This is a genomic window from Staphylococcus arlettae, from assembly GCF_025560845.1.
Taxonomy (GTDB): domain Bacteria; phylum Bacillota; class Bacilli; order Staphylococcales; family Staphylococcaceae; genus Staphylococcus; species Staphylococcus arlettae.
In genome coordinates this window covers 1,802,007-1,824,930 of the sequence record NZ_CP094803.1, presented here as the reverse complement: position 1 = coordinate 1,824,930, position 22,924 = coordinate 1,802,007, and the positions used below count along the sequence as shown (strand labels likewise).

Sequence of the window (22,924 nt, the reverse complement as noted above, 5' to 3'; positions counted from 1 at the left end):
AATAAACGGAAATTTGCATTATCAATTTTAATCACTGTATACAAAGTTCGTATTTTGATATAATATAATGTATCTAATTATTTAGAAAATTCAAAATTTTAAGGGGGACCATGATTTGAGGAATATAAATAAATTACTAGTAGCCAATCGTGGGGAAATTGCAATACGTATTTTTAGGGCAGCGACAGAATTAGATATTTCGACTGTTGCAATTTATTCAAATGAAGATAAAGGTTCTTTACATAGATATAAAGCAGATGAGTCTTACTTAGTGGGAGAAGATCTAGGCCCTGCGGATAGTTATTTAAATATTGAACGTATTATAGATGTTGCTAAACGTGCAAATGTAGATGCTATACATCCAGGATATGGCTTTTTAAGTGAGAATGAAACATTTGCCAAACGTTGTGCTGAAGAAGGGATTAAATTTATTGGTCCACATCTTGAACACTTAGATATGTTTGGAGATAAAGTTAAAGCAAGAGAAACAGCAATAAAAGCAGATTTACCAGTTATACCTGGTACGGATGGCCCAATAGAAAGCTATGAAGCTGCACAAGATTTTGCTAATGAAGCAGGCTACCCATTGATGATTAAAGCCACAAGTGGTGGTGGCGGTAAAGGGATGCGTATCGTTAGAAGTAACGATGAATTAGAAGATGCTTTTTACAGAGCGAAATCTGAAGCTGAAAAATCATTTGGTAATAGTGAAGTTTATATTGAAAAATATATAGATAATCCTAAACATATTGAAGTACAAATTATGGGTGATGAACACGGTAATATTGTACATTTGTATGAACGTGACTGTTCTGTACAACGACGTCATCAAAAAGTAGTGGAAGTCGCACCTTCAGTTGCACTACCAGATGCATTAAGAGAAAAAATTTGTGAAGCGGCATTAGATTTATCACGCAAAATAAAATATGTGAATGCAGGTACTGTAGAGTTTTTAGTTTCAGGCAATGAATATTACTTTATTGAAGTAAATCCACGAGTTCAAGTAGAACATACTATTACTGAAATGATTACTGGTGTTGATATTGTTAAAACACAAATCTTAGTAGCTGATGGTGCATCATTATTCAGTGACAGTATAGCGATGCCACAACAAGAAGAAATACAAACTTTAGGTTATGCTGTGCAATGTCGTATCACAACTGAAGACCCAACAAATGATTTCATGCCAGATACAGGACGTATAATTGCTTATCGATCAAGCGGTGGGTTTGGCGTACGTTTAGATGCTGGTGATGGCTTCCAAGGTGCAGAAATTTCACCATATTATGATTCTTTACTAGTTAAACTATCTACGCATGGTATGAATTTCAAACAAGCCCAAGAGAAGATGGACCGCTCGTTACAAGAAATGAGAATTCGTGGTGTTAAAACAAACATACCTTTCCTTATCAATGTAATGCGTAATCCACAATTCATTAGTGGTGACTATACAACAAAATTTATTGAAAATACGCCAGAATTATTTAACATTGAACCTACAAGAGACCGAGGTACTAAAACGTTAGAATATATTGGAAATGTGACTATTAATGGTTTCCCAAATGTTGATAAAAGACCGAAACCAGAATATGAAGCATCACCGATTCCTCGAGTAGATGGTAAAACGATAAGTCAACTTTCTGGTACTAAACAGATTTTAGATAAAGAGGGGCCAGCAGGAGTTACGAAATGGTTGAAAGAACAAGATGATGTTTTAATCACTGATACAACATTTAGAGATGCACATCAATCATTACTAGCAACACGTGTACGTACGAAGGATATGATGAATATAGCCTCTAAAACGTCACAAGTGATGCAAGATAATTTTTCTCTTGAGATGTGGGGCGGCGCAACATTTGATGTAGCTTATAATTTCCTAAAAGAAAGTCCTTGGGAACGATTAGAACGTCTACGTAAGGCAATTCCTAATGTGTTATTCCAAATGTTGTTACGTGCATCAAATGCTGTAGGATATAAGAACTATCCAGATAATGTCATCAAAAAGTTTGTGAAGGAAAGTGCTGAAGCGGGCATAGATGTTTTCCGTATATTTGACTCACTTAATTGGGTAGATCAAATGAAGGTAGCAAACGAAGCCGTGCAGGAAGCAGGTAAAATTTCTGAAGGTACGATTTGTTATACAGGTGATATTTTAAATCCTGAACGTTCTAATATTTATACAATTGATTACTATGTGAATTTAGCCAAAACTTTAGAGCGTGAAGGTTTCCATATTTTAGCAATTAAAGATATGGCAGGTTTATTAAAACCGAAAGCAGCGTTCGAATTAGTAAGTGAATTAAAAGCAGCTGTGAATTTACCAATTCATTTACACACACATGATACAAGTGGTAACGGCATATTAATCTATAAACAAGCAATTGACGCTGGTTTAGATGTTATTGACACGGCTGTTGCGACGATGAGTGGCTTAACGAGTCAACCAAGTGCTAACTCACTTTACTATGCACTTAATGGCTTCGATAGAAATATGCGTGCTGACATTGATGGATTGGAGACATTATCACATTATTGGGGAACTGTCAGACAGTATTATAGTGACTTTGAGAGTGATATCAAATCACCAAATACTGAAATATATAAACATGAAATGCCTGGTGGTCAATATTCTAATTTACATCAACAAGCTAAAAGTTTAGGATTAGGAAATCGCTATAATGAAGTGAAAGACATGTATCGACGAGTGAACTTCTTATTTGGTGATATTGTGAAAGTAACGCCATCATCTAAGGTTGTCGGAGACATGGCATTGTATATGGTTCAAAATGACTTAGACGAAGACTCAGTTATTAAAGATGGACATAAACTTGATTTCCCAGAATCTGTAGTGTCGTTCTTTAAAGGTGAAATAGGTCAACCTGTTGGTGGATTTAATGAAAAATTACAGAAAGTAATTTTAAAAGGCCAACAACCACTCACAGATAGACCGGGTGAATATTTACCATCAGTTGATTTTGAACAAGTAAGACAAGAGCTAGAGCAATTACAACTTAAAGATGTCACAGAACAAGACATCATTAGTTATGTGTTGTACCCTAAAGTATATGAACAATATATACAGACAAGAGAACAATTTGGTAATGTTTCGATACTAGATACTCCAACATTCTTCTTTGGAATGCGACACAATGAAACTGTTGAAATTGAGATTGATACGGGTAAACGTCTAATTATTACGTTAAAAGCTATTACAGAGCCAGATGATAAAGGTGTTAGAACGATATTTTTCGATATGAACGGTCAAGCACGTCGTATTTACATTCAAGATGAAAATGTAAAAGCGAATGCAAGTGTTAAACCAAAGGCAGATAAATTAAATCCAAATCATATTGGTGCTCAAATGCCTGGATCAGTCACTGAAGTTAAGACTAAAGAAGGCGAATCTGTTAAAAGTGGCCAAGCATTGTTAATTACTGAAGCTATGAAAATGGAAACAACAATTCAAGCTCCATTTGAAGGTGTAGTCCGTAAGATAACAGTGCAAAGTGGCGATGCTATTGAAACAGGAGATTTATTAATCGAAATTGAAAAAGAACCAGTAGATTAATTATAAAGATAAAAAAGAGATGTGCCGTCTAGTAGCTTCTCGCACAACGTAAACAAACCTTAGGTGATGATTGGCGCTGAACCCTTAGAATGAGAACTTAATAAAAACACTATGTTCTAGGCTGCTAATTCCCTATATTTTCTAGGGGATAAGTAGCCTAGTTTTTGTTGAATTCGATTATTATTATAGTTTTTAATGTAATTTTCGACAATATCTATTACAATTTGGTTAGAGCTATTGAGCTCATTGTTTATGTAGAAAGTTTCACACTTTAGCGAGGAATGGAAACTTTCTATCGGGGCGTTATCAGCTGGTGTTCCCTTTCGGGACATACTTCTGATAATGCCTTTTTCTTCGCATAATTGATAGTAAGCATAGGATGTATAAACACTGCCTTGGTCACTATGTAGTATGCAATTCTCAGGTATATCTATTTGATTCAATGTATCATTTACTAAGCTTTGACCCTGTTTGTTATCTATTTTATACGCCACAATTTCTCCGTTATAAACATCCATAATTGAAGATAAATACAACATAGAGTTACCGAAAGGTAAATAAGTAATATCAGTTGTTAATACTTCCATTGGTTGGTTAGCTTTAAACTGTCTTTGTAATAAATTATCTGTTTTATAATAAGGTTCACCAATTTTTTTAGATTTTTTAGGTCTAACTCGGCAGTTCAGATTATACTCTCGCATGATTCTCTGAACTCTTTTATGATTAATTGACGCTGAATACAATTGATTAATCAATGCTGTAATTTTGCGATAACCGTAGGTGAATTTATTTTCTTCACATAATTCAATAACCTTTTGAGTCACTTTATCTTTTTCCTTGTCTTTATGTTTCCATCTATAGTATGTCGATTGAGGTATTTCTAAAACATCGAGTATCATTTTGATTGAATACTTATGCTTGAATTGATCAACTAATTCTACAATTACTTTGGATACCACTTCCTTTCTAACTCCTTGTACTTTTTTAAAATATCTATTTCAATATCTTTTTTCTTATTATCTAACTTTAATTGTTCTACTTCTGATAATTCTTTCACGCCTTTGCCGTAAGTATATTGCTTGCCTCTTTGTTGATAAAATCTATAAGTTTCACCATTTCGATACCATCGCCACCAAGTTTTTACCTGTGTGCTATTTTTGATATTTAATGCTTCCATAATTTCTTTTACAGTATATCCAGCTTCTTTCATTTCAATCGTTTTATATTTTGTTTCATTGAATAAGACATTATTTTCATAGAAAAAACACCTCCGTATGATTCATTTTAAATGAATCATACGGAGGTGTTTTTATTTTATTCCCACTAATTGGGGTCAGTTCAGATTATTGCCTAAGGTTTGTTTGTTTATAGTTAATAGTTAATTTTAGTAAATAGCAGAGGTCTTTTAGATCAATGTTAACTCTTTGGTATCACCAAATGGCTGAGGCAGTGCCCGCGGAAAGCGTGCACAAAAAAACTGCCAACAAAGTCGGTGGACTTTGTCGACAGTATAAGAGATGCGACGTCAAAGCGTTTCTCTTTTTTAATGATTTAATCAACCGCCACTTCGTATTGTTCGTAACATAAGAACGATGAAATAAGCGATTAGACCAAATAAAAACGTAATGAATAAAGCATGTAGTAATGCGATAAACAAATTAACATTCGTCATCATTGATAATGCACCAGTAATTACTTGTAAAATAACAAGGATAAATGCAGTAGTATATCCGTAACGAATTGTACGATTATGTTGATAATGATTTATGGCATGAATAAATGTTATTAAAATCCATACAAAAGCGATAAATGCCATACCTCTATGTGCAAAATTAACCCAGTCCGCCACATTATGTGGTATTAAATCATTAAATGGTAATGGCCATGCACCATATGCTAGACTTGCTTCTTTATGTCTAACTAATGCGCCCGTGTAAATTGTTAAATATACAATTACAGCCATAATCCAAGTATAAACACGTAAAGGTTTTCTGATAAATAACTCGTCAGCTTCATATTTTTGATCAATTTCATATATAATTAAAGTCAGTACGAAAACGGAAGAGAAACTTATTAAAGAGATACCAAAATGCAACGCTAAAACATAAGAATTTTGTTGCCACATTACAGCTGCTGCACCAATTAATGCTTGTAATAGTAAAAAGCCAACACTAATCATACATAAAGGTTTAACTTCTTTAATATGACCAATATGCTTCCAAGCAACGATTGTTAACCACAAGACAACCATTAAAGATAATCCTGAAACAGCTCTATGACTTAATTCAATTAATGTTTGTATTGGTAAGTTTTGTGGCAAAAATGCACCGTGACACAATGGCCAGTCTGATCCACAACCATCAGCTGAACCAGTTTTTGTAACTAACGCTCCACCGAGTTGTACAAAAGCCATAATAATTGTTGCTAAAATGGATAACCATTTTAGGTTTTGTTTTTTAAACAATAATGAACACCCCACTAAAAATAACCTGATTCAGACTAAAATTTCCAATACATAATAGTATAGTATAATTTACAAGTTTTGCAAAAAGTACAATAACTATAAAATGACTAGTAATTTATAGTCTTTAAACTCACTTAAAAACAATTATAACAAGAATAATTATATAAATTGTGTCTTAATCATGACGATTTTGAATGTCGCTAAAGTGTCACAAATAAATTTTATTAAATCTAGTCAACGCATTAAATATGCTTTATCATAGATATTATATGAGAAATTAGGAGGGGAACTATGAACAAAGAGCAAACTTTGTCACATTCAACAAGTCGTGTAACCTATAAAGAGTTACAACAAATTATCAAAATGGGACTTGTACAAGGTAACTTGATTCCTGCTTTCGCAGGTTCATGGCTGGCGATTGTTTTGGCAAACCATTCCTTCCTCATGTCAATACCACAAATTCTTATGATGTTAATAGGGTCAACATTAATTATGGGTGGCGCATGCGCGTTGAATAATTATTATGATCAAGATATTGACAGTATCATGCCAAGTAAACAAAAAAGACCAACTGTTAATGGCAGAATATCAGAAAGAAACTTATTACTGTTAAGTTTCGGCATGATGCTGATAGGGGAAGCGTTATTATTTGCATTAAATGTACCATCTGGAGTAATCGGTCTATTGGGCATAGTAGGCTATGTTTCTTTTTATTCAATTTGGTCAAAACGTCACACAGTATGGAATACTGTAATTGGTAGTTTCCCAGGGGCAGTACCACCACTTATCGGTTGGACTGCAATAGAAGGAAATATAAGTATGACAGCAATTGCACTATTTTTAGTTGTATTTTGTTGGCAACCAATCCACTTTTATGCATTGGCTATCAAGAGAAAAGATGAATACTCATTAGCGAATATTCCAATGTTACCATCTGTTAAAGGTTTTAACAGAACGCGTATAGGAATGTTTGTATGGTTAGTGTGTTTATTACCATTACCATTTTTATTTGCAGACTTAGGTGTTACTTTTATAATTTTAGCCACGTTGCTTAACTTAGGGTGGTTAGCAATGGGATTAACGAGTTTCAAGAAAAATGTAGATCAAACGAAATGGGCAACAAATATGTTTATATATTCTTTGAATTATTTAGTTGTTTTCTTTGTTCTTACAGTTATCGTTTCGTTAATTCAGATGTTTTAAATTTTAAATATAAGGATGGAACTTATGAATTTACCAATTTTACCGACTATAAGTACGTCATGTATTATTATTAGTGCAATATTAATCGCAATAGGCTGGCGATTAATTTGGAAACGAAACATAGAAGCACATAAAAAAGTAATGTTAACAGCAGCTGTTTTTGCACTTATATTCTTTATTATTTATGCCTCACGCACTATTTTTATAGGAAACACTGCTTTTGGTGGTCCTGATTCAATAGAGATATACTATACAATTTTCTTAGTATTTCATATTAATTTAGCAACAATTGGTGCAATTTTAGGTATAATTCAAATAATCACAGCATTTAAAGATAAATTTAACATTCACCGTAAAGTAGGGCCTGTAGCATCGATTATTTGGTTCTTTACAGCTATTACGGGTGTCGCTGTTTATTTATTGTTATATGTTATTTATCCTGGAGGAGAAACAACTTCTCTATTAAAAGCTACATTTGGAGGATAATTAACAGAACTCAAAGCTTAGCATAAGGCTAAGCTCAGAACGTGGACAAACCCTTCGCAAGTTAATGCGAAGGGTTTATTTATTTTCTTTTTTTATAGTTTTTTTCAAAATTGCAGTGGTCTTTCAGACCATTACTGGGCCTTTTATTAGCCACATTGCGATTTTTTTAAGATTCATGGCAGCACAAATTAGCGTGGTATCCATGGAAACTTTGTCATGTCCTCTATATCTCGTCCATCTCATACCATGCTGTTCTTTTGCATCGCCAAATTTTCTCTCTATTGTTTGACTTCGCATTTTATATTGTTTTTTAATTGTATCCACAAACCTTAAATCTTCAACTATATCTAAATCATCTTGCCAAACATGTCTTCTAATTTGTTTTATGGCATCTTTACTTTCAGTACATTTATTTAGTAGTGGACAGTCTCGACATATTGAAGCATCTGATACATATAATCTGTGTCCTGTTGGCATTGTTCTTTTATATAGTAAAGTTTCATCATTAGGACAAATATAAGTATCATAATGTTCATCGTAGATGAAATCTTTTGTTCTGAAAAAACCAGGTTTTCCTTTAGGTCTCGTATATGGCATTGCTGGTACAATTGCTTTTTCAAGCAAAAAGTGTGCATTAAAAGGTGTTTTATAACCTGAATCAATTGCTAATGTGATAGGCAACATCTGCTTGGTTTCCAATCTTTCAATCATTGGTTTGAGTTGTGTACTGTCGTGAATATTACCAGGTGTCACGTGCTTATCAATAATATAACCATTTTTATCTACACATGCGTGTAAACTATAAGCAAATTGCTTTTCTCGTTCACCTTTAACGTAGTACCCAGCTTCTGGATCAGTCGTACTTACTTTTTTGGTTTTATATTCCTCCTTGCTTTTATTTTTTATTGGCTTTTTTCCTTGTGCTCGCCTTTGTTCATTTATTTCATTATCCAATTCTTCTTGGAAGTGAAGTGTATCTTTTTTTACAATTTTTTTGATGTATTTATTCTTATTTGCATTTGCTTTAATATGTGTAGAATCAATGAATAAAGATGAGTGATCTATTAAGTTATTTTTGATAGCTATTTCTAGTATTTTCTCAAATATTTGTTCAAATAAATCTGTATCATGAAAACGACGTGTATAGTTCTTACTAAAAGTTCCGTAATGAGGTACTTTATCTAAAAAGCTATATCCTAAATACCAACGGTAAGCTACATTTGTTTCTATTTCTTTAATTGTTTGTCTCATTGATTTAATGCCAAACAACCTTTGTATGAGTAATATTTTTACTAAAATAACAGGATCTATAGATGGTCTACCATTATCAAGGCAATATTTGTCTTCGACAAGTTCATACACAAAATTTAAATCTAATATCGCATCGACTTTACGTAATAAATGATTATTAGGGACTAATTCAGAGATAGAAATCATTTCATATTGATCTCTTTTATCAATTGATTTATTCAACATAATAAACACCACCACTGTTTAATTTACATATATTATAATGTTTTTGTGTAATATTGGCAGTAATTTATGCCGACTCCTGCGGGAATATCACTAGCCGAAGACTACAGGCTAAGGCAGTGCCCGCGGAAAGCGTGCATAAAAAAACTGCCAACAAAGTCGGAGACTTTGTCGACAGTCTGAGCTTAGCATAAGGCTAAGCTTTTTATTTTTGTACAATTTGAAGTGTAATCAATAGTCATCGAATTATTATTAGGCTAAACTGATACATCTAGGTTACTGTTAAACCATAATGAAGATTCTTGCTAATGACTTGATAAAATGTGTACAATGACCATATGATGAATTAGGTGGGTGAATGATGAATAAGCTAATAATAAAAGTTATTGGTGCTTTAGTTTTAATATTATTCCTAATTTATTTATTTTATTCTCCAAGATTAAAATTTGATGTATTAGAAAATCCAAATAACAATAGTAAACAAACAACGTCGAATAAAGATTACAAACAGCAAAAGGGAGATACAGAAAATAAAACACCTGAAAGTGGTGTAGGTACTTGGATAGGAAAAAATATTAATAATTTAACAGATAAATATGGTCAAGCTGATCGTGTTTATCCATATCAAAATGGATTTAAAACATATGTATTTAAAGATAAAGATCAGTATTATTTAGTTTCAGCGAAAAAGAACGTTATCAAGTCTGTCTATGCTACTGGAACAAAATCTGATGTATCGCCATTAAAAATATCAGATAATGCTTCGAGTGTGTTTGAAGATTTAACAATTAATCCAGAACCAACAATCTCAACGCAGAATAAAACATATGATTTAGAACTATCAGATGAAGATATGAAAACACAAACTTTAGTTAAATTTGATCATATGTATGCTCAAGTTTATACAGACCAACAAACTAACAAAATTGTTGGCGTTCGCTATTTAGATAGTGAAGCTTTAACAACTTTCAAACCGTATCAAACAGTGGAAAATGAAGAAGCTAATGACAAAAAAGAAAAAGAGCCTAAAAGACCATATGAACAAAATGCCAACCAATTAATGACTTTGTATGAAATCACTAATGAAATGCGTAAATTAAAAGGGGCAAAACCTTTAAATGTTAAGAATGAGCTATCTCATATAGCTTCATATAACTTATATGAGGCAACAGATTCAGAAAGTGTAGAATTTACAGAAGAAGCATTAAAACAACAACTAGATGCACGACAAATTCCATTTAATTCAGCGAGTCAAAACGTTGGATATGAATTTAATGATGTGCCAACGTTGATTCATAGTTGGTTAAATTCAGACATTCACCGTTCACGAATGTTGAACACTAAGTACAATACTATGGGTGGAGAAGTAATGGATGATTATTATACATTAATCTTTGTTGAAGATAAGTAAGGAGGATATAAGATGATAACGGAAGAAACAGTAAAAGTCCTCGACAAAATTGAAATGTTAGGTGAAATGATTGGTAACTCAGACTTATATGACGCGTATCGTCAAGCGGAGCAAGCGTTAGAAGCTGATGATGAAGCCCATTTATTGTACCAAGCATTTTTGAAGTCGAAAGAATCATACGATGAAGTGATGCGCTTTGGCAAATACCATCCTGATTATCAAACAGTAATGATGGACACGCGAAAACGTAAAAGAGCATATGAAATGTTACCTGTAGTGATGGACTTTAAACAAAAAGAGATGGCACTTCAAACACTTGTTGACGAAGTGATTACCAAACTAGCACACGCTGTTTCACAAAATGTGAAAATTGAAGCAGGTAATCCATTTTTCCAAAAAGATGTTGGTGGTTGTTCCACTGGCGGTTCGTGTAATTGTTCTATTTAGCAATTGTTATAGACAGTGATATAAATAAATTGAAAATTTTTAAGTAAAAAAGTTAGCGAACAAAGATGTTTGCTAACTTTTTATTTAATATTATTAAAACGTTGAGCTAAATCTGGTCGATCGGTAACTATCGAATGGACACCATGTTTCGTTAATTCTTGCATTAAATCTAAGTTGTTCACTGGGCTATAACTAGGAACTATATTTAAACGTAGTAACCATTGAATATAGTTGTATTCTAGACGTTTTGTATGGTTTATTTGAGGTGTTAATTGAAAAAAGTGTGATTTAGGTTTGAACGTATGTCCTATTCCTAAAATGTATTTAATAAATGCTTCAGTCATTTCCTTTTGACTTGCTCCAACAGCAATCTCTTCCTCATTGTAGTCAGCGAATGCTGTTATATGTTCTACGAATGGACTCATAACAACAACACGGTGTTGTGCGTGATGCTGTACGATAATATCAAAGAGCAACTTAGGTATACGATGTGCATTAGTAGTATCAGGCGCATCTAAGATATGTACAATGATTAATTGATTAGGATATTTTGTTAATACTTCTGATAGCGATAGTATTTTAGCCAAATGATGGTCTCTGTATGGGTGGTGTTTATTTATATCTGTAAAGTAATATCCAGCATCTAAATGTTGTAATTCAGCTAAATTATGAGTCATAACAGCGCCCGAACCATTTGTTGTGCGGTCAAGTTCACTATCATGAAAAGCAACTAAATGATAATCTTGTGTTAACCTAATATCAATATCAAAACCAGTTACTTTGTGGTTATTGGCATAATCAAAAGCAAGTTGTGTGTGCTCTGGACGAACGGCCATACCGCCTCTACGTGCAAAAATATAAGGGCTTGCATGAGTGAAAAACGTAGGGACAGCCATATTTGTGCGTTTGTAGTTATATTTTTTGAGAAAGAATAAACTGCCAACTACTCCCACTGTGCCTATAAAAGCACTTTTGATTAATACATTAAATTTAGTCATTATAGATAACCTCCTATAAACTATATACCCAAACATCGTACTACTACATATAATTGTTATTTATAAAAATAAAAAGTCATGATATTATAAAGTGGCTAACAAATGGAGTGAAATAATATGGATATTATAGCGAGAACAAGTTTAGTTATTTATTTGAAACATATGAAACACGAACGTCAAATTAGGAAATTCGGTCACATCGTCCATTCAAATAAGCAAAAAAAATATGTCATGTTGTATATAAATGAAGATGAAGCGGACGCCATTGTACACAAGTTGATGAAGCTAAAATATGTGCGTAAAATTGACGGGTCACCATACAAATATTTGAAGAAAGTTTATGAAAAAGAAAGACATGAACTTTCATAAATATAACGAGCGCTAATTTGAATTTATTGTAACGGTGGAATCCAATTTTGCATGCGTAAAACACTGGTCAAATAATTAAAATATAAATCTAAATCATGATACGTTTCAGGTGGTTGGACATCAATCCCTTTAAACGATAGATTATATTGTTCTGCGTATTCTTTAATGAGTTCAAATTTTTTATTAGTTTTTGGATACGGATAATTAAAGGCATTTATCATAATGTACATAGCTTGAAAATGTCGTTCTGTTGTTGGATGCATAATTATCGCTACAGAAGAACGCTGTTTGTCCGACATGGGTGTATGAAAATTGACAATGGCTGCAATTCGTTGATGGTTATATTCAATTAATGTTGTAAATTCAAACAAATCGGTGAGACCTTCACCTAGCAAAATAAATGATTGTTTCATTTTATATGTCTCCTTTTACGTTGTGCATATAAAATTATATAAAATTTGGTGTGAGATTGGAAGTGTAGATAACAATGAGAGTAATTTCAGGTGTACACAAAAGTAAACCGTTAGAAAGTATGGAAGGGCGTAATACACGACCAACTATGGACAAAGTCAAAGAGGGGATTTTTAATAGTTTACATGAAGTATCGGGCTTAGGCTTAGATTTATTTGCAGGCAGTGGTGCCTTAGGTATAGAGGCACTGTCTAGAGGTATGGAAAAAGTTATTTTTGTAGATCAAAATTTTAAAGCAACACAAGTCATTAAAGGTAATTTAAAAAGTTTAGGTATTGAAGCACAAGCAGAAGTATATAAAAACAATGCAGATAGAGCGTTAAAAGCATTAAGTAAACGAGAGATTCAGTTTGATTACATCTTTTTAGACCCACCCTATGATAAAGGGCTTATTGACGAAGCATTAGAAGCAATAGCAAAATTTGATTTATTAAAAGAACATGGTATTATCATCTGTGAGTTTAATCATAAAGAAACTATAAAGTATGAACCATTTCATAAAATAAAGCAGTATCATTACGGGCTAACAGACACATTGTTACTAGAAAAGGGAGAATAATATGACTACTACAAAAGCTGTGATTCCAGGAAGTTTTGACCCAATTACTTTTGGACATCTAGATATCATTGAAAGAAGTACGGATCGATTTGATGAAATACATATTTGTGTATTAAAAAACAGCAGTAAAGCAGGCACTTTTTCGGTGGATGAACGGATGGCTTTAATTGAAGAATCTGTTAAAGGTTTAGACAATGTCACTGTGCATGCCTTTAGTGGGCTTTTAGTGGATTTCTGTGATGAAATTGGTGCACAAACTATTATTAGAGGACTACGTGCTGTAAGTGATTTTGAATATGAACTGAGATTGACTTCAATGAACAAAAAACTTAATAGCGATGTTGAAACATTGTATATGATGACGAGTACTAATTATTCATTTATTAGTTCTAGTGTGGTCAAAGAGGTAGCTGCATATAAAGCAGATGTTTCTGATTTTGTGCCAGAGCATGTTGCAAAAGCATTGAATGAAAAGTTTAAAAAATAATAGCTGTGCAAACGTATAACTACCTAGTGCATCCACACTAGGTAGTTATACGTTTTTTGTAAACAGTAGGTTTTTAAGTTTCAGTACGAATTACCGGGGTGTTGAAATCGGTAGCTTGTTGTTGTGACAATAAATTATAAACTGTTGTTGCGCGAATTTCGGAAGAGAAAAAGTGTCCATTTTGCTTATTGATATTAGTAACAAAATGACGTTCTGGGAACTGCTTTTTGAGTTGCTTTAGATAGCGTTGTCCTTGTTGTGACATTCCTAATATATGCACGGCTTCGATATTTTGTGGCTTGTCACCTTGATAGAACTGTAACAATATATTCATTAAGACACGTTGTATATGTGTATAAGTATAACGTTTAGTTTTTAAAAGTTGCATTAATTCAGCAAAAGAGGTTGCTTGTCCAATATACTTTTTAATACGTTGTTCTAGTCCTTCATTCATTAAATGAATGCCTTGTAATGCTTCAATAGAGTGTGTGATGATAGCATACTTTAAAAATGGAAAGCACTGTTCTACTGTCAAATGTGGCGCAGTATATAGCTGTTGAATATCATTAGGTACGACAGACTGCCAACTTGGATCATTGTCTTGTAGTGCATTTCTAATAGAAGTACCACTAGCATATGTTGGATTGATAATATTACTCTCATGGTGATTAGTTTGATGACGTGAAATGGTCCAAGGTTGGATATGTGGCGCATATTGTTGAATTGCTCTCACATAGGATACACCTAATGTATTATTCGGTGACTTTAAAATTGTATTATTATTCGTCAGTTCACTTATAATTCGAGGATAACTTTTACCTTCTTTTACTTTTTGGGTGAAAGCTGGTGTATGTTCCAATTGTGTTAATTGTTGCGCTACTTGTTGAAATTCTGTGATATTTCCAGATTCGCTGCCAAATGACAAGTGATCAACATTGAGGTACTGTGCAACCTTAACAGCACTTTCAGCAAAGTATTGGCCTGCAGATATTGCTGCAAACGCAGGTAATTCAACAACAATATCGACGGCTTGTAATGCCATACGTGTGCGCAGAAATTTATTATAAAATGCAGGGGCACCACGCATGACAAATTGTCCGCTCATGATTGCGACACTAATATCTGCTCCTGAGATTGACTTTGATTGTTTGGCATGGTATAAGTGACCATTGTGGAAGGGATTATACTCTGTTACTAACGCAACGCTTTTCATTTGCATTTCTTCCTTTCGGTATTCATTATAGATATTGTAACAGATATAAAAGTGTTAAGAAAAAATCTTGACAACTTAAATCTATAAAGTTAAAATAAATTTTGTGCTTGTTAGAGGTGAAGCCATATGAAATGGTCAATAACGCAATTAAGAAAATACCAAGATGAGCCATTTGTATTTAAGCAAACGGTGAATTTTGATCATTTGAAAGACTCATTGGATTTGTTAGATTTATCTGCCATTACGGTAGAAGGTGAACTAACCGTTAAATCAAACGAGGTTATCGCAGATATGCATATTACTGGTGTTTATACCATGTCATGTGCCAGAACCTTAGTTCCTGTAGAAGTGCCGCTAGATACTACTTCTCAAGAAATTTTTGATTTAGAGGGATTTGATTCATACAGTGAAGATGATGAACATTATCACGATGCCACTGATGGAATGATAAATTTAAAAGATATTGCAGAAGAACTTGTCATCATAGAAAAGCCAATGCGTGCATTTGCAGAAAATAGTGATCAAATGATGCGCGAAGGTAATGGTTGGCAAGTTATTGACGAAACGCAAGCGGCTGAACTTAAAAAAGAACAAGAAGCGTCAGAGTCTAAGCAAGTCGATCCAAGGCTTCAAAAATTACAACAATTATATGACGAAGAGCAATAGCAGTTTCAAGTAATCTATAGTATAATAGATTATTGAATCTGAACATTAATGATTTTGTGTTTGAATATAAGGAGGATAAATCATGGCAGTACCAAAAAGAAGAACATCTAAAACAAGAAAAAATAAACGTCGTACTCATTTCAAAATTTCAGTACCAGGTATGACAGAATGCCCAAGCTGTGGCGAATACAAATTATCTCACCGCGTATGTAAGAACTGTGGTTCATACAATGGTGAAGAAGTTGTATCAAAATAATTTCAATATGTAAATGACTTCATTAAGTCAAGACAATCGTTCATTAATTATTAAGTCAATAATTTTTGGACGATTTTTTTAGATATGTAAATCTAATGACAATGATTGGTAGTGACAATGTGAGCACATTAAAACAGCAGAACATTATAGAGAAAATTGAAGCAAATGATTTCGAGTGGTTATATAACCATTTTAGTGACTATTTTCAAGATGTAACTTCATTAGTAGAGTTAAAATCAATACTAAAAGAGTATAATAAAATTAGCACTACCCACACGCTTTTTCGCCATATAAAAGTCAATAAAACAGATGAATTTATTTGGATAGCTGACAATGGGCAAGCAGGCGTTAGTGTGACACTTAATAAATATAATGAAATTGTCAGTATGGTGTTATTACCATTAGAAAAAAATAAATCGCAAAAATTGACAAAACAATATTATACGATGCCAATTGAAGGAGAATATTTTGTTAGTGCCGGCGGGGATAATGAATTATTAAATCATCATTTTAATTTTAAATATCAGCGTAATGCTTATGATTTAACAATGGTAAATGAAGATATGACTTATCAAGGTACACCTAATCAAAATGAAAATTATTATTGTTATGGTCAATCAGTTGTAGCTCCAGCCAATGGAAAAGTAGTACAAACATTAAAAAATATTAAAGACAATACCCCAGGTGAAGCCAATACGAATCATCCAGAAGGTAATTTCGTTATCATTCAACATCAACTAAATGAATATAGCATAGTAACCCATTTGCAAAGTGACTCTATCAAGGTAGATGTAGGTGATATTGTAAGAAGAGGACAACATATTGCTAACATAGGTAACTCTGGCAACAGTAGTGAACCGCATCTCCATTTTCATATTATGAATAAAATTAAAACACATAGTGGTTATACTTATAAAATTAAATTTTTAGACCAAAATGAGCCACTAAGAGGCGATAAGGTTTATTATTCAGGTGATAAAATGAAAATAGAATCACATCACGCGCTCACAAATGTATTGAAAAATTATGGCTTACATCTTTTACACAGATTTAAAAACTAAAGATAGTGAGGATATGTTATGGAAAACATTACTTCTGCACAAAATAGTAAAATTAAGCAAGCTACTAAATTAAAAAAGAAACGGGAACGAGATAAAACAGGTTTGGCATTAATTGAAGGTCATCACTTGATTGAAGAAGCTTTTAAAAGTGACATAAAAATTTTACAATTATTTATGGTTGAACAAGGTCGATTAGATAGCCAAATTGTGGACTATGCTGAAACATGTTTTGAAATTAACATCAAAGTAGCTGAAGCACTGTCTGATACTGTTACACCTCAAGGTTTTTTCGCTGTGATCGAAAAACCAACTTATGATACTACTAAAGCAACACAAGTTTTGCTAATAGATCGTATTCAAGATCCTGGTAATTTAGGGACATTGATTAGAACTGCAGATGCGGCTGGTTTAGATTTAATCGTCTTAGAAAAAGGGACTGCGAATCCGTATCAAGATAAAGTATTACGAGCAAGTCAAGGCAGTGTGTTTCATTTACCAATCGTTACTGACGACTTACATACATTTATGCAATCATTCCAAGGAGATATCTTTGGTACGGCTCTTAACGATGCAAAACCATTTAATGAGGTGGCAAATGTAAATCATTTTGCACTATTGTTAGGTAATGAAGGTGAAGGTGTTAACCCTGACTTATTGGCCGAAACAACACAGAATTTAAATATCCCTATTTATGGTAAAGCTGAAAGTCTCAACGTAGCCATTGCTGGTAGTATTTTAATGTATCATTTGAAAGGTTGACCCTTACTACCAACATCGTATATAATTATTTTGAATGAAAAAAATATAAACCAATAAAAAGACGTAAATTATCACTAATTATTGTTCAGGGAGAATAATCATGACTGTAAATTATTCCAATAATGTATAATTTTTTTCACCTTTTTGGTTACTTAAAGAAATTTAAGTCGGCTCACATTCCGTTACCAATGTCTAACAAGTGTATGCAATTGCATAAATTTGGGTGGTACCACGGAAAGACTTTCGTCCCTTAATTACAGAGGGGTGAAAGTCTTTTTTTGTAATAATGAAGTAAATGAAACGGTAATATAAGGAGGAACTACTATGGCTCTACCAGTAGAAATGTCGGAATTAAAGCAACAAGCTTTAATAGATATAAATGAAGCTAATGACGAACAAATATTACAAGGAATAAAAGTGAAATATCTTGGTAAAAAAGGTTCGGTTAGTGCATTAATGAAACGTATGAAAGATTTGCCTAATGAGGAAAAACCTGCATACGGTCAACAAGTGAATGAAGTACGTCAAGCTATTGAAAATGCAATTGAAGCACGCCAAGGAATTTTAGCAGAGGCTAAATTGGAACAACAATTAGCGACTGAAAAAATTGATGTGACTTTACCTAGTCGTAAAATTGCTATCGGAGCAAAACATCCTTTAACGCGCACAATTGAAGAAATAGAAGACTTGTTCCTCGGTTTGGGTTATGAAATTGTTGATGGCTACGAAGTGGAACAAGATTATTATAATTTTGAAGCTTTAAATCTTCCTAAATCTCACCCAGCAAGAGATATGCAAGATAGTTTTTATATTACTGAAGAAATTTTAATGCGTACACATACGTCACCTGTTCAGGCGCGAACTATGGAACAACGTAATGGCCAAGCACCTGTAAAAATTATTTGTCCAGGTAAAGTATATCGACGTGATTCAGATGATGCGACGCACAGTCATCAATTTACTCAAATTGAAGGATTAGTAGTTGATGAAAATATTAAAATGAGTGACTTAAAAGGTACTTTGGAATTACTTGCTAAAAAACTTTTTGGTGATGCACGTGAAATCCGTTTACGTCCAAGTTATTTCCCATTTACAGAACCATCTGTCGAAGTTGATATTTCATGCTTTAAGTGTAAAGGAAAAGGCTGTAACGTTTGTAAACATACTGGCTGGATTGAAATATTAGGCGCTGGTATGGTACATCCTAATGTACTAGAAAAAGCTGGATTTGACTCAGAGAAATATACTGGTTTCGCCTTTGGTATGGGTCCAGATCGAATTGCTATGTTGAAATATGGCATTGAAGATATTCGTCATTTTTATACTAATGATGTAAGGTTCTTAAATCAATTTAAAGCAGTAGAAGATAGAGGTGAAGCGTAATGTTAATTTCAAAAGAATGGTTAGAATCATATATAGATATAAATCAACCAGTAAATGTATTGGCTGAAAGAATTACACGTACAGGGATTGAAGTAGACGATATTATAGATTACACCGAAGATATCAAAAATTTAGTTGTAGGTTATATTACTGCTATAGCACCTCATCCTAATGCTGACAAATTAAATGTTTGTACGGTAGACATTGGTGAGAGTGAACCTGTACAAATTGTGTGCGGTGCACCTAATGTCGATAAAGGACAAACGGTAATTGTAGCAACAGTAGGTGGAAGATTACCTGGTGGTATTAAAATCAAAAGAGCAAAATTACGTGGCGAACGTTCAGAAGGTATGATTTGTTCATTACAAGAAATTGGTATTGCCGAAAATGTAGTTCCAAAAGCATTTGAAAATGGTATTTTTGTATTTCCAGAAGCAGTCGCTCCAGGAACAAATGCATTGGATGCATTATATTTAAACGATCAAGTAATGGAATTTGATTTGACACCAAATAGAGCTGATGCATTAAGTATGATAGGTACTGCTTATGAAACAGCGGCACTTTATAATACGACAATGACAAAACCACAAAGTACTACTGAAACAGCGACAAGTTCCATCTCAGACCAATTATCTGTCACGATTGATGCTACAGATCATGTACCATATTATAGTGCGCGTGCAGTAGTTGATGTGACAATTGCACCATCTCCAATATGGATGCAAGCGCGTTTAATGAAAGCAGGCATTAGACCAATTAATAATGTAGTAGATATTTCGAATTATGTATTGTTAGAATATGGTCAACCTTTGCATATGTTTGATAAAGATCAAATCGGTTCTGATTCTATCGTGGTACGTCATGCAAATCATCAAGAAACGATGAACACGTTAGATGACCAACAGCGCCAGTTACAATCTTCAGATTTAGTGATTACAAATGGTCAAGAACCAATTGCTATCGCTGGTGTTATGGGTGGAGATTTTTCAGAAGTCACAGCGGAAACAAAAAATGTAGTTATTGAAGGTGCTATCTTTGATCCAGTGTCAATTCGTCATACTTCAAGACGATTGAATTTACGCAGTGAAGCGTCAAGTAGATTTGAAAAAGGTATCGCTACTGAATTTGTAGATGAAGCAGTAGATAGAGCATGTTACTTACTTGCAACGTACGCCAATGGTACGGTATTAGCTGATCGCGTTGCAGCAGGTGGTTTAGGTAGTTTTGTAACACCTATTGAGATAACAGTAGCAAAAGTAAATAACACAATAGGTTTTAATCTAACAGTTGAAGATATCGAAAGTATTTTTGTACAACTTGGCTTTGAAACACATAGTGACGGTGACACAATTAAGGTGTTAGTACCGTCAAGACGTAAAGACATTACAATTAAAGAGGATTTAATTGAAGAAATTGCTAGAATTTATGGTTATGATGAAATTCCATCTACATTGCCTGTGTTTGATCAAGTTACGAGTGGTGAACTAACAGATAACCAAGCTAAAGCGCGTCAAATTAAAGCGACTTTAGAAGGGGCAGGTTTAAGTCAAGCTATTAATTACTCACTAATTAGTAAAGAGCGTGCGCAAGACTTTACATTAGAGAAACATAACACAATTGATTTATTAATGCCTATGAGTGAAGCACATGCGACGTTACGTCAAAGTTTAATTCCACATTTGATAGATGCAGTAGCTTATAATGTAGCTCGTAAAAATGATGACGTGCGTCTCTATGAACTTGGTAGAGTTTTCTTTGGTAACGAGGAAGGCGAATTACCAGATGAAGTTGAATATTTAAGCGGAATTTTAACAGGGGATTATGTTGTTAACCAATGGCAAGGTAAAAAAGAAGCAATTGATTTCTTTATTGCCAAAGGTTTTGTAGATCGTATTGCCGAAGTATTAGACCTATCATTCGCTTATGAAGCTACAGAAATTGATGGTTTACACCCTGGCCGTACAGCTCATGTCTATTTGAATGACCAAGTTGTTGGTTTTATTGGTGAGTTACATCCAAATGTCGAAAAAGATTATGATTTAAAACAAACTTATGTCTTTGAATTAAATTATGATAAGTTAATGGCTGTCGCAGTGGGCTATATTAACTACGAACCAATTCCTAGATTCCCGGGAGTAACAAGAGATATAGCTTTAGTTATTAATAGAGATCTGCCATCAGCAAAATTATTAGACACAATTAAACAAAATGGTGGAGATATTTTCCAAAATGCACAAGTCTTTGATGTATATCAAGGTGAACATGTTGCAGAAGACGAAAAATCTGTAGCTATTAGAATTAACTATTTAGATACTGCAGATACATTAACAGATGATAAAGTAAATGCTGTACATGACAATATTTTAGAAGCATTAGTTGCCCAAGGTGCGACAGTAAGATAATGCTCACAAAAAGAGGACTAATCTTTAAAATGGATTGGTCCTCTTTATATTTTGCTATAAAAAATAAAGAAAACGTCAATTTCCATATCTTCTCGATAGAAATTGACGTTTATTTTTGAGTCAGAGACGTTTTATGTCTAGGGCTCTTTTTTATGTTTAATTTTATTGATATTTTGAGGTAACGAGTTGCTGAGCTTTATTACGATTGGCAAAATGCTTTTTACTTAGATGATCAAGAAAACTTACACCATGTCGCTCAATAAGTTTTGCTGCAAATAGATCAACTTTTTTACTGGCACCTTTAGGCACTGTGGCATTAAGTTGTTGTGACATTTTGTCCATGTGTTTTACGAAAGCATATCTGGAAATAATACTAGCTGCGGCAATAGCAATTGATTTAGATTCACCTTTGGTTTCAAATTGAGTTTTTGATTCACAAGGTAACGCTGATAACGTATAGCGTTTGTAAACTTTAGGTTCCGCGAATTGATCGACAACAATATAATCTAGCGGTGCGCTATTTAACTTTGTAACTACGTTTTTTATTGCCTCATTATGTAGTACAGCTTTCATTTTCACTTGAGACCAACCAGCATGTTGTTTGTCATTATAGCGATCATTATCTAAAGTCAGTAAAGAATGTGGAATGAAAGTCACTAATTGTTCAGCAAGTTCTACAATTTTAGCATCAGTTAATTTTTTGGAGTCGTCTACACCCAACGTTTTTAAAATAGCTACATTTTCAGTAGAAACATATGCAGCACATACTGTTAAAGGTCCAAAATAATCGCCACTACCTGCTTCGTCGCTTCCTATACAATTAAATTGGTTATAGGCTATAGAAGTTGCTGGCGTTTGTTTGGTTGTTGAAGGTGATGTTGTTGCTGTTTTCTTAGGTAGTAATTGTTGAGCAATAGCTTCTGCATCTTTACCTTGGAACATCACTTTATTAGAATTATAAATTGATATCACTGTACTTTTATACTTTGTTTTTGCTTTCATACCTTGTGGTAATTGCGCTGTATCAAAGTTAATTTGTTGCATTAATGTTTGTATTTCAGTGTTAGTTAATTTATGTACGATATTTCCCATAATGTGTCACCACTTTTGAATTTTAATTGTTTGAAAGACAACGTTAATCTTATCATAAATGTAGAAAATTTAGCGACTATATCATCAATTCAACGGAAAGATAAAAGTATACATTACCACATAATATTCTACGTATTAGTGAGTTATAAAGGT

General features: G+C 33.4%; 20 protein-coding genes and 1 pseudogene. 14 read left to right on the top strand and 7 right to left on the bottom strand.

The features are described 5' to 3' along the window. Positions 1-115 precede the first annotated feature (115 nt). Positions 116-3,571 carry a pyruvate carboxylase gene (locus tag MUA37_RS08925; protein ID WP_262624531.1) on the top strand — a complete coding sequence of 1,152 codons (3,456 nt, stop codon included), beginning with the start codon at positions 116-118 and terminating at the stop codon, positions 3,569-3,571. 116 nt (positions 3,572-3,687) lie between these two features. On the opposite strand, the pseudogene MUA37_RS08920 reads toward MUA37_RS08925, so the two are convergent. Both MUA37_RS08920 and MUA37_RS08915 read right to left on the bottom strand, forming a co-directional pair. Continuing rightward, a pseudogene (locus MUA37_RS08920) lies at positions 3,688-4,828 on the bottom strand (IS3 family transposase). Between the two features lie 298 nt (positions 4,829-5,126). After that, the gene (locus tag MUA37_RS08915) at positions 5,127-6,035 is read right to left on the bottom strand and encodes a COX15/CtaA family protein (RefSeq protein ID WP_021458950.1); all 909 of its coding nucleotides are present in this window, start codon (positions 6,033-6,035) and stop codon (positions 5,127-5,129) included. Between the two features lie 291 nt (positions 6,036-6,326). Between MUA37_RS08915 and cyoE the strand changes: the two genes are divergently transcribed. Both cyoE and MUA37_RS08905 read left to right on the top strand, forming a co-directional pair. After that, the gene (cyoE, locus tag MUA37_RS08910) at positions 6,327-7,238 is read left to right on the top strand and encodes a heme o synthase (RefSeq protein ID WP_002510873.1); all 912 of its coding nucleotides are present in this window, start codon (positions 6,327-6,329) and stop codon (positions 7,236-7,238) included. A gap of 24 nt (positions 7,239-7,262) precedes the next feature. After that, positions 7,263-7,724 carry a DUF420 domain-containing protein gene (locus MUA37_RS08905; RefSeq protein WP_002510874.1) on the top strand — a complete coding sequence of 154 codons (462 nt, stop codon included), beginning with the start codon at positions 7,263-7,265 and terminating at the stop codon, positions 7,722-7,724. A gap of 123 nt (positions 7,725-7,847) precedes the next feature. On the opposite strand, the gene MUA37_RS08900 is transcribed toward MUA37_RS08905, so the two are convergent. Next, entirely contained in the window at positions 7,848-9,200 is a 1,353-nt protein-coding gene (locus MUA37_RS08900; RefSeq protein ID WP_021459431.1) for an IS1182 family transposase, read from the bottom strand. Between the two features lie 358 nt (positions 9,201-9,558). Between MUA37_RS08900 and MUA37_RS08895 the strand changes: the two genes are divergently transcribed. Next, positions 9,559-10,608 (top strand): CAP-associated domain-containing protein, encoded by a 1,050-nt coding sequence (locus MUA37_RS08895; protein ID WP_021458949.1) that lies wholly within the window; start codon positions 9,559-9,561, stop codon positions 10,606-10,608. Positions 10,609-10,620: 12 nt separating this feature from the next. Next, positions 10,621-11,055, top strand: coding sequence for a YlbF/YmcA family competence regulator (locus MUA37_RS08890; protein WP_002510875.1), 435 nt, complete (start codon positions 10,621-10,623; stop codon positions 11,053-11,055). Positions 11,056-11,135: 80 nt separating this feature from the next. Here MUA37_RS08890 and MUA37_RS08885 read toward each other — a convergent pair whose 3' ends face one another. Next, complete coding sequence (locus MUA37_RS08885; protein ID WP_142019718.1) at positions 11,136-12,053, bottom strand: glycerophosphodiester phosphodiesterase family protein; 918 nt, start codon at positions 12,051-12,053, stop codon at positions 11,136-11,138. A 117-nt stretch (positions 12,054-12,170) separates the two neighbouring features. Between MUA37_RS08885 and MUA37_RS08880 the strand changes: the two genes are divergently transcribed. Continuing rightward, positions 12,171-12,422: a YlbG family protein gene (locus tag MUA37_RS08880; RefSeq protein ID WP_002510877.1), complete on the top strand. Its 252-nt coding sequence runs from the start codon at positions 12,171-12,173 to the stop codon at positions 12,420-12,422. 23 nt (positions 12,423-12,445) lie between these two features. On the opposite strand, the gene MUA37_RS08875 is transcribed toward MUA37_RS08880, so the two are convergent. Further along, positions 12,446-12,835 carry a DUF7147 family protein gene (locus MUA37_RS08875; RefSeq protein WP_021458948.1) on the bottom strand — a complete coding sequence of 130 codons (390 nt, stop codon included), beginning with the start codon at positions 12,833-12,835 and terminating at the stop codon, positions 12,446-12,448. A gap of 74 nt (positions 12,836-12,909) precedes the next feature. On the opposite strand from MUA37_RS08875, the gene rsmD reads away from it, so the two are divergent. Next, positions 12,910-13,452, top strand: coding sequence for a 16S rRNA (guanine(966)-N(2))-methyltransferase RsmD (rsmD, locus tag MUA37_RS08870; protein ID WP_021458947.1), 543 nt, complete (start codon positions 12,910-12,912; stop codon positions 13,450-13,452). A gap of 1 nt (position 13,453) precedes the next feature. Further along, positions 13,454-13,939 (top strand): pantetheine-phosphate adenylyltransferase, encoded by a 486-nt coding sequence (coaD, locus tag MUA37_RS08865; RefSeq protein ID WP_002510880.1) that lies wholly within the window; start codon positions 13,454-13,456, stop codon positions 13,937-13,939. A 73-nt stretch (positions 13,940-14,012) separates the two neighbouring features. On the opposite strand, the gene MUA37_RS08860 is transcribed toward coaD, so the two are convergent. Further along, entirely contained in the window at positions 14,013-15,152 is a 1,140-nt protein-coding gene (locus MUA37_RS08860; RefSeq protein WP_142019717.1) for a nucleotidyltransferase, read from the bottom strand. Positions 15,153-15,278: 126 nt separating this feature from the next. On the opposite strand from MUA37_RS08860, the gene MUA37_RS08855 reads away from it, so the two are divergent. From MUA37_RS08855 to pheT, 6 genes are all read left to right on the top strand, one after another. Then, positions 15,279-15,818, top strand: a complete 540-nt coding sequence (locus MUA37_RS08855; protein WP_262624529.1) for a YceD family protein — start codon at positions 15,279-15,281, stop codon at positions 15,816-15,818. Between the two features lie 82 nt (positions 15,819-15,900). Continuing rightward, positions 15,901-16,074, top strand: a complete 174-nt coding sequence (rpmF, locus tag MUA37_RS08850) for a 50S ribosomal protein L32 (protein WP_002435373.1) — start codon at positions 15,901-15,903, stop codon at positions 16,072-16,074. A 119-nt stretch (positions 16,075-16,193) separates the two neighbouring features. Next, on the top strand, positions 16,194-17,135 hold the full coding sequence (locus MUA37_RS08845; RefSeq protein WP_262624528.1) for a M23 family metallopeptidase: 942 nt from the start codon (positions 16,194-16,196) through the stop codon (positions 17,133-17,135). 18 nt (positions 17,136-17,153) lie between these two features. Continuing rightward, positions 17,154-17,894 (top strand): TrmH family RNA methyltransferase, encoded by a 741-nt coding sequence (locus MUA37_RS08840; RefSeq protein WP_262624527.1) that lies wholly within the window; start codon positions 17,154-17,156, stop codon positions 17,892-17,894. 324 nt (positions 17,895-18,218) lie between these two features. Next, positions 18,219-19,277, top strand: a complete 1,059-nt coding sequence (gene pheS, locus MUA37_RS08835) for a phenylalanine--tRNA ligase subunit alpha (RefSeq protein ID WP_002510885.1) — start codon at positions 18,219-18,221, stop codon at positions 19,275-19,277. After that, positions 19,277-21,679 (top strand): phenylalanine--tRNA ligase subunit beta, encoded by a 2,403-nt coding sequence (pheT, locus tag MUA37_RS08830; RefSeq protein ID WP_262624526.1) that lies wholly within the window; start codon positions 19,277-19,279, stop codon positions 21,677-21,679. Before pheS ends, pheT begins: the two co-directional genes overlap by 1 nt. Positions 21,680-21,841: 162 nt before the next feature. Here the strand turns inward: pheT and rnhC are convergent, their stop codons facing one another. Then, on the bottom strand, positions 21,842-22,771 hold the full coding sequence (gene rnhC / locus MUA37_RS08825) for a ribonuclease HIII (RefSeq protein ID WP_262624525.1): 930 nt from the start codon (positions 22,769-22,771) through the stop codon (positions 21,842-21,844). Between the last annotated feature and the right edge of the window lie 153 nt (positions 22,772-22,924).

What these genes read in the sequence shown, in the direction of transcription:
- cyoE (WP_002510873.1), top strand. Translation starts at nt 6,327, where the DNA reads ATGAACAAAGAGCAAACTTTGTCACATTCAACAAGTCGTGTAACCTAT.
- MUA37_RS08905 (WP_002510874.1), top strand. Translation starts at nt 7,263, where the DNA reads ATGAATTTACCAATTTTACCGACTATAAGTACGTCATGTATTATTATT.
- MUA37_RS08900 (WP_021459431.1), bottom strand. Translation starts at nt 9,200, where the DNA reads ATGTTGAATAAATCAATTGATAAAAGAGATCAATATGAAATGATTTCT.
- MUA37_RS08895 (WP_021458949.1), top strand. Translation starts at nt 9,559, where the DNA reads ATGAATAAGCTAATAATAAAAGTTATTGGTGCTTTAGTTTTAATATTA.
- MUA37_RS08890 (WP_002510875.1), top strand. Translation starts at nt 10,621, where the DNA reads ATGATAACGGAAGAAACAGTAAAAGTCCTCGACAAAATTGAAATGTTA.
- MUA37_RS08885 (WP_142019718.1), bottom strand. Translation starts at nt 12,053, where the DNA reads ATGACTAAATTTAATGTATTAATCAAAAGTGCTTTTATAGGCACAGTG.
- MUA37_RS08880 (WP_002510877.1), top strand. Translation starts at nt 12,171, where the DNA reads ATGGATATTATAGCGAGAACAAGTTTAGTTATTTATTTGAAACATATG.
- MUA37_RS08875 (WP_021458948.1), bottom strand. Translation starts at nt 12,835, where the DNA reads ATGAAACAATCATTTATTTTGCTAGGTGAAGGTCTCACCGATTTGTTT.
- rsmD (WP_021458947.1), top strand. Translation starts at nt 12,910, where the DNA reads ATGAGAGTAATTTCAGGTGTACACAAAAGTAAACCGTTAGAAAGTATG.
- coaD (WP_002510880.1), top strand. Translation starts at nt 13,454, where the DNA reads ATGACTACTACAAAAGCTGTGATTCCAGGAAGTTTTGACCCAATTACT.
- MUA37_RS08860 (WP_142019717.1), bottom strand. Translation starts at nt 15,152, where the DNA reads ATGAAAAGCGTTGCGTTAGTAACAGAGTATAATCCCTTCCACAATGGT.
- MUA37_RS08855 (WP_262624529.1), top strand. Translation starts at nt 15,279, where the DNA reads ATGAAATGGTCAATAACGCAATTAAGAAAATACCAAGATGAGCCATTT.
- rpmF (WP_002435373.1), top strand. Translation starts at nt 15,901, where the DNA reads ATGGCAGTACCAAAAAGAAGAACATCTAAAACAAGAAAAAATAAACGT.
- MUA37_RS08840 (WP_262624527.1), top strand. Translation starts at nt 17,154, where the DNA reads ATGGAAAACATTACTTCTGCACAAAATAGTAAAATTAAGCAAGCTACT.
- pheS (WP_002510885.1), top strand. Translation starts at nt 18,219, where the DNA reads ATGGCTCTACCAGTAGAAATGTCGGAATTAAAGCAACAAGCTTTAATA.
- pheT (WP_262624526.1), top strand. Translation starts at nt 19,277, where the DNA reads ATGTTAATTTCAAAAGAATGGTTAGAATCATATATAGATATAAATCAA.
- rnhC (WP_262624525.1), bottom strand. Translation starts at nt 22,771, where the DNA reads ATGGGAAATATCGTACATAAATTAACTAACACTGAAATACAAACATTA.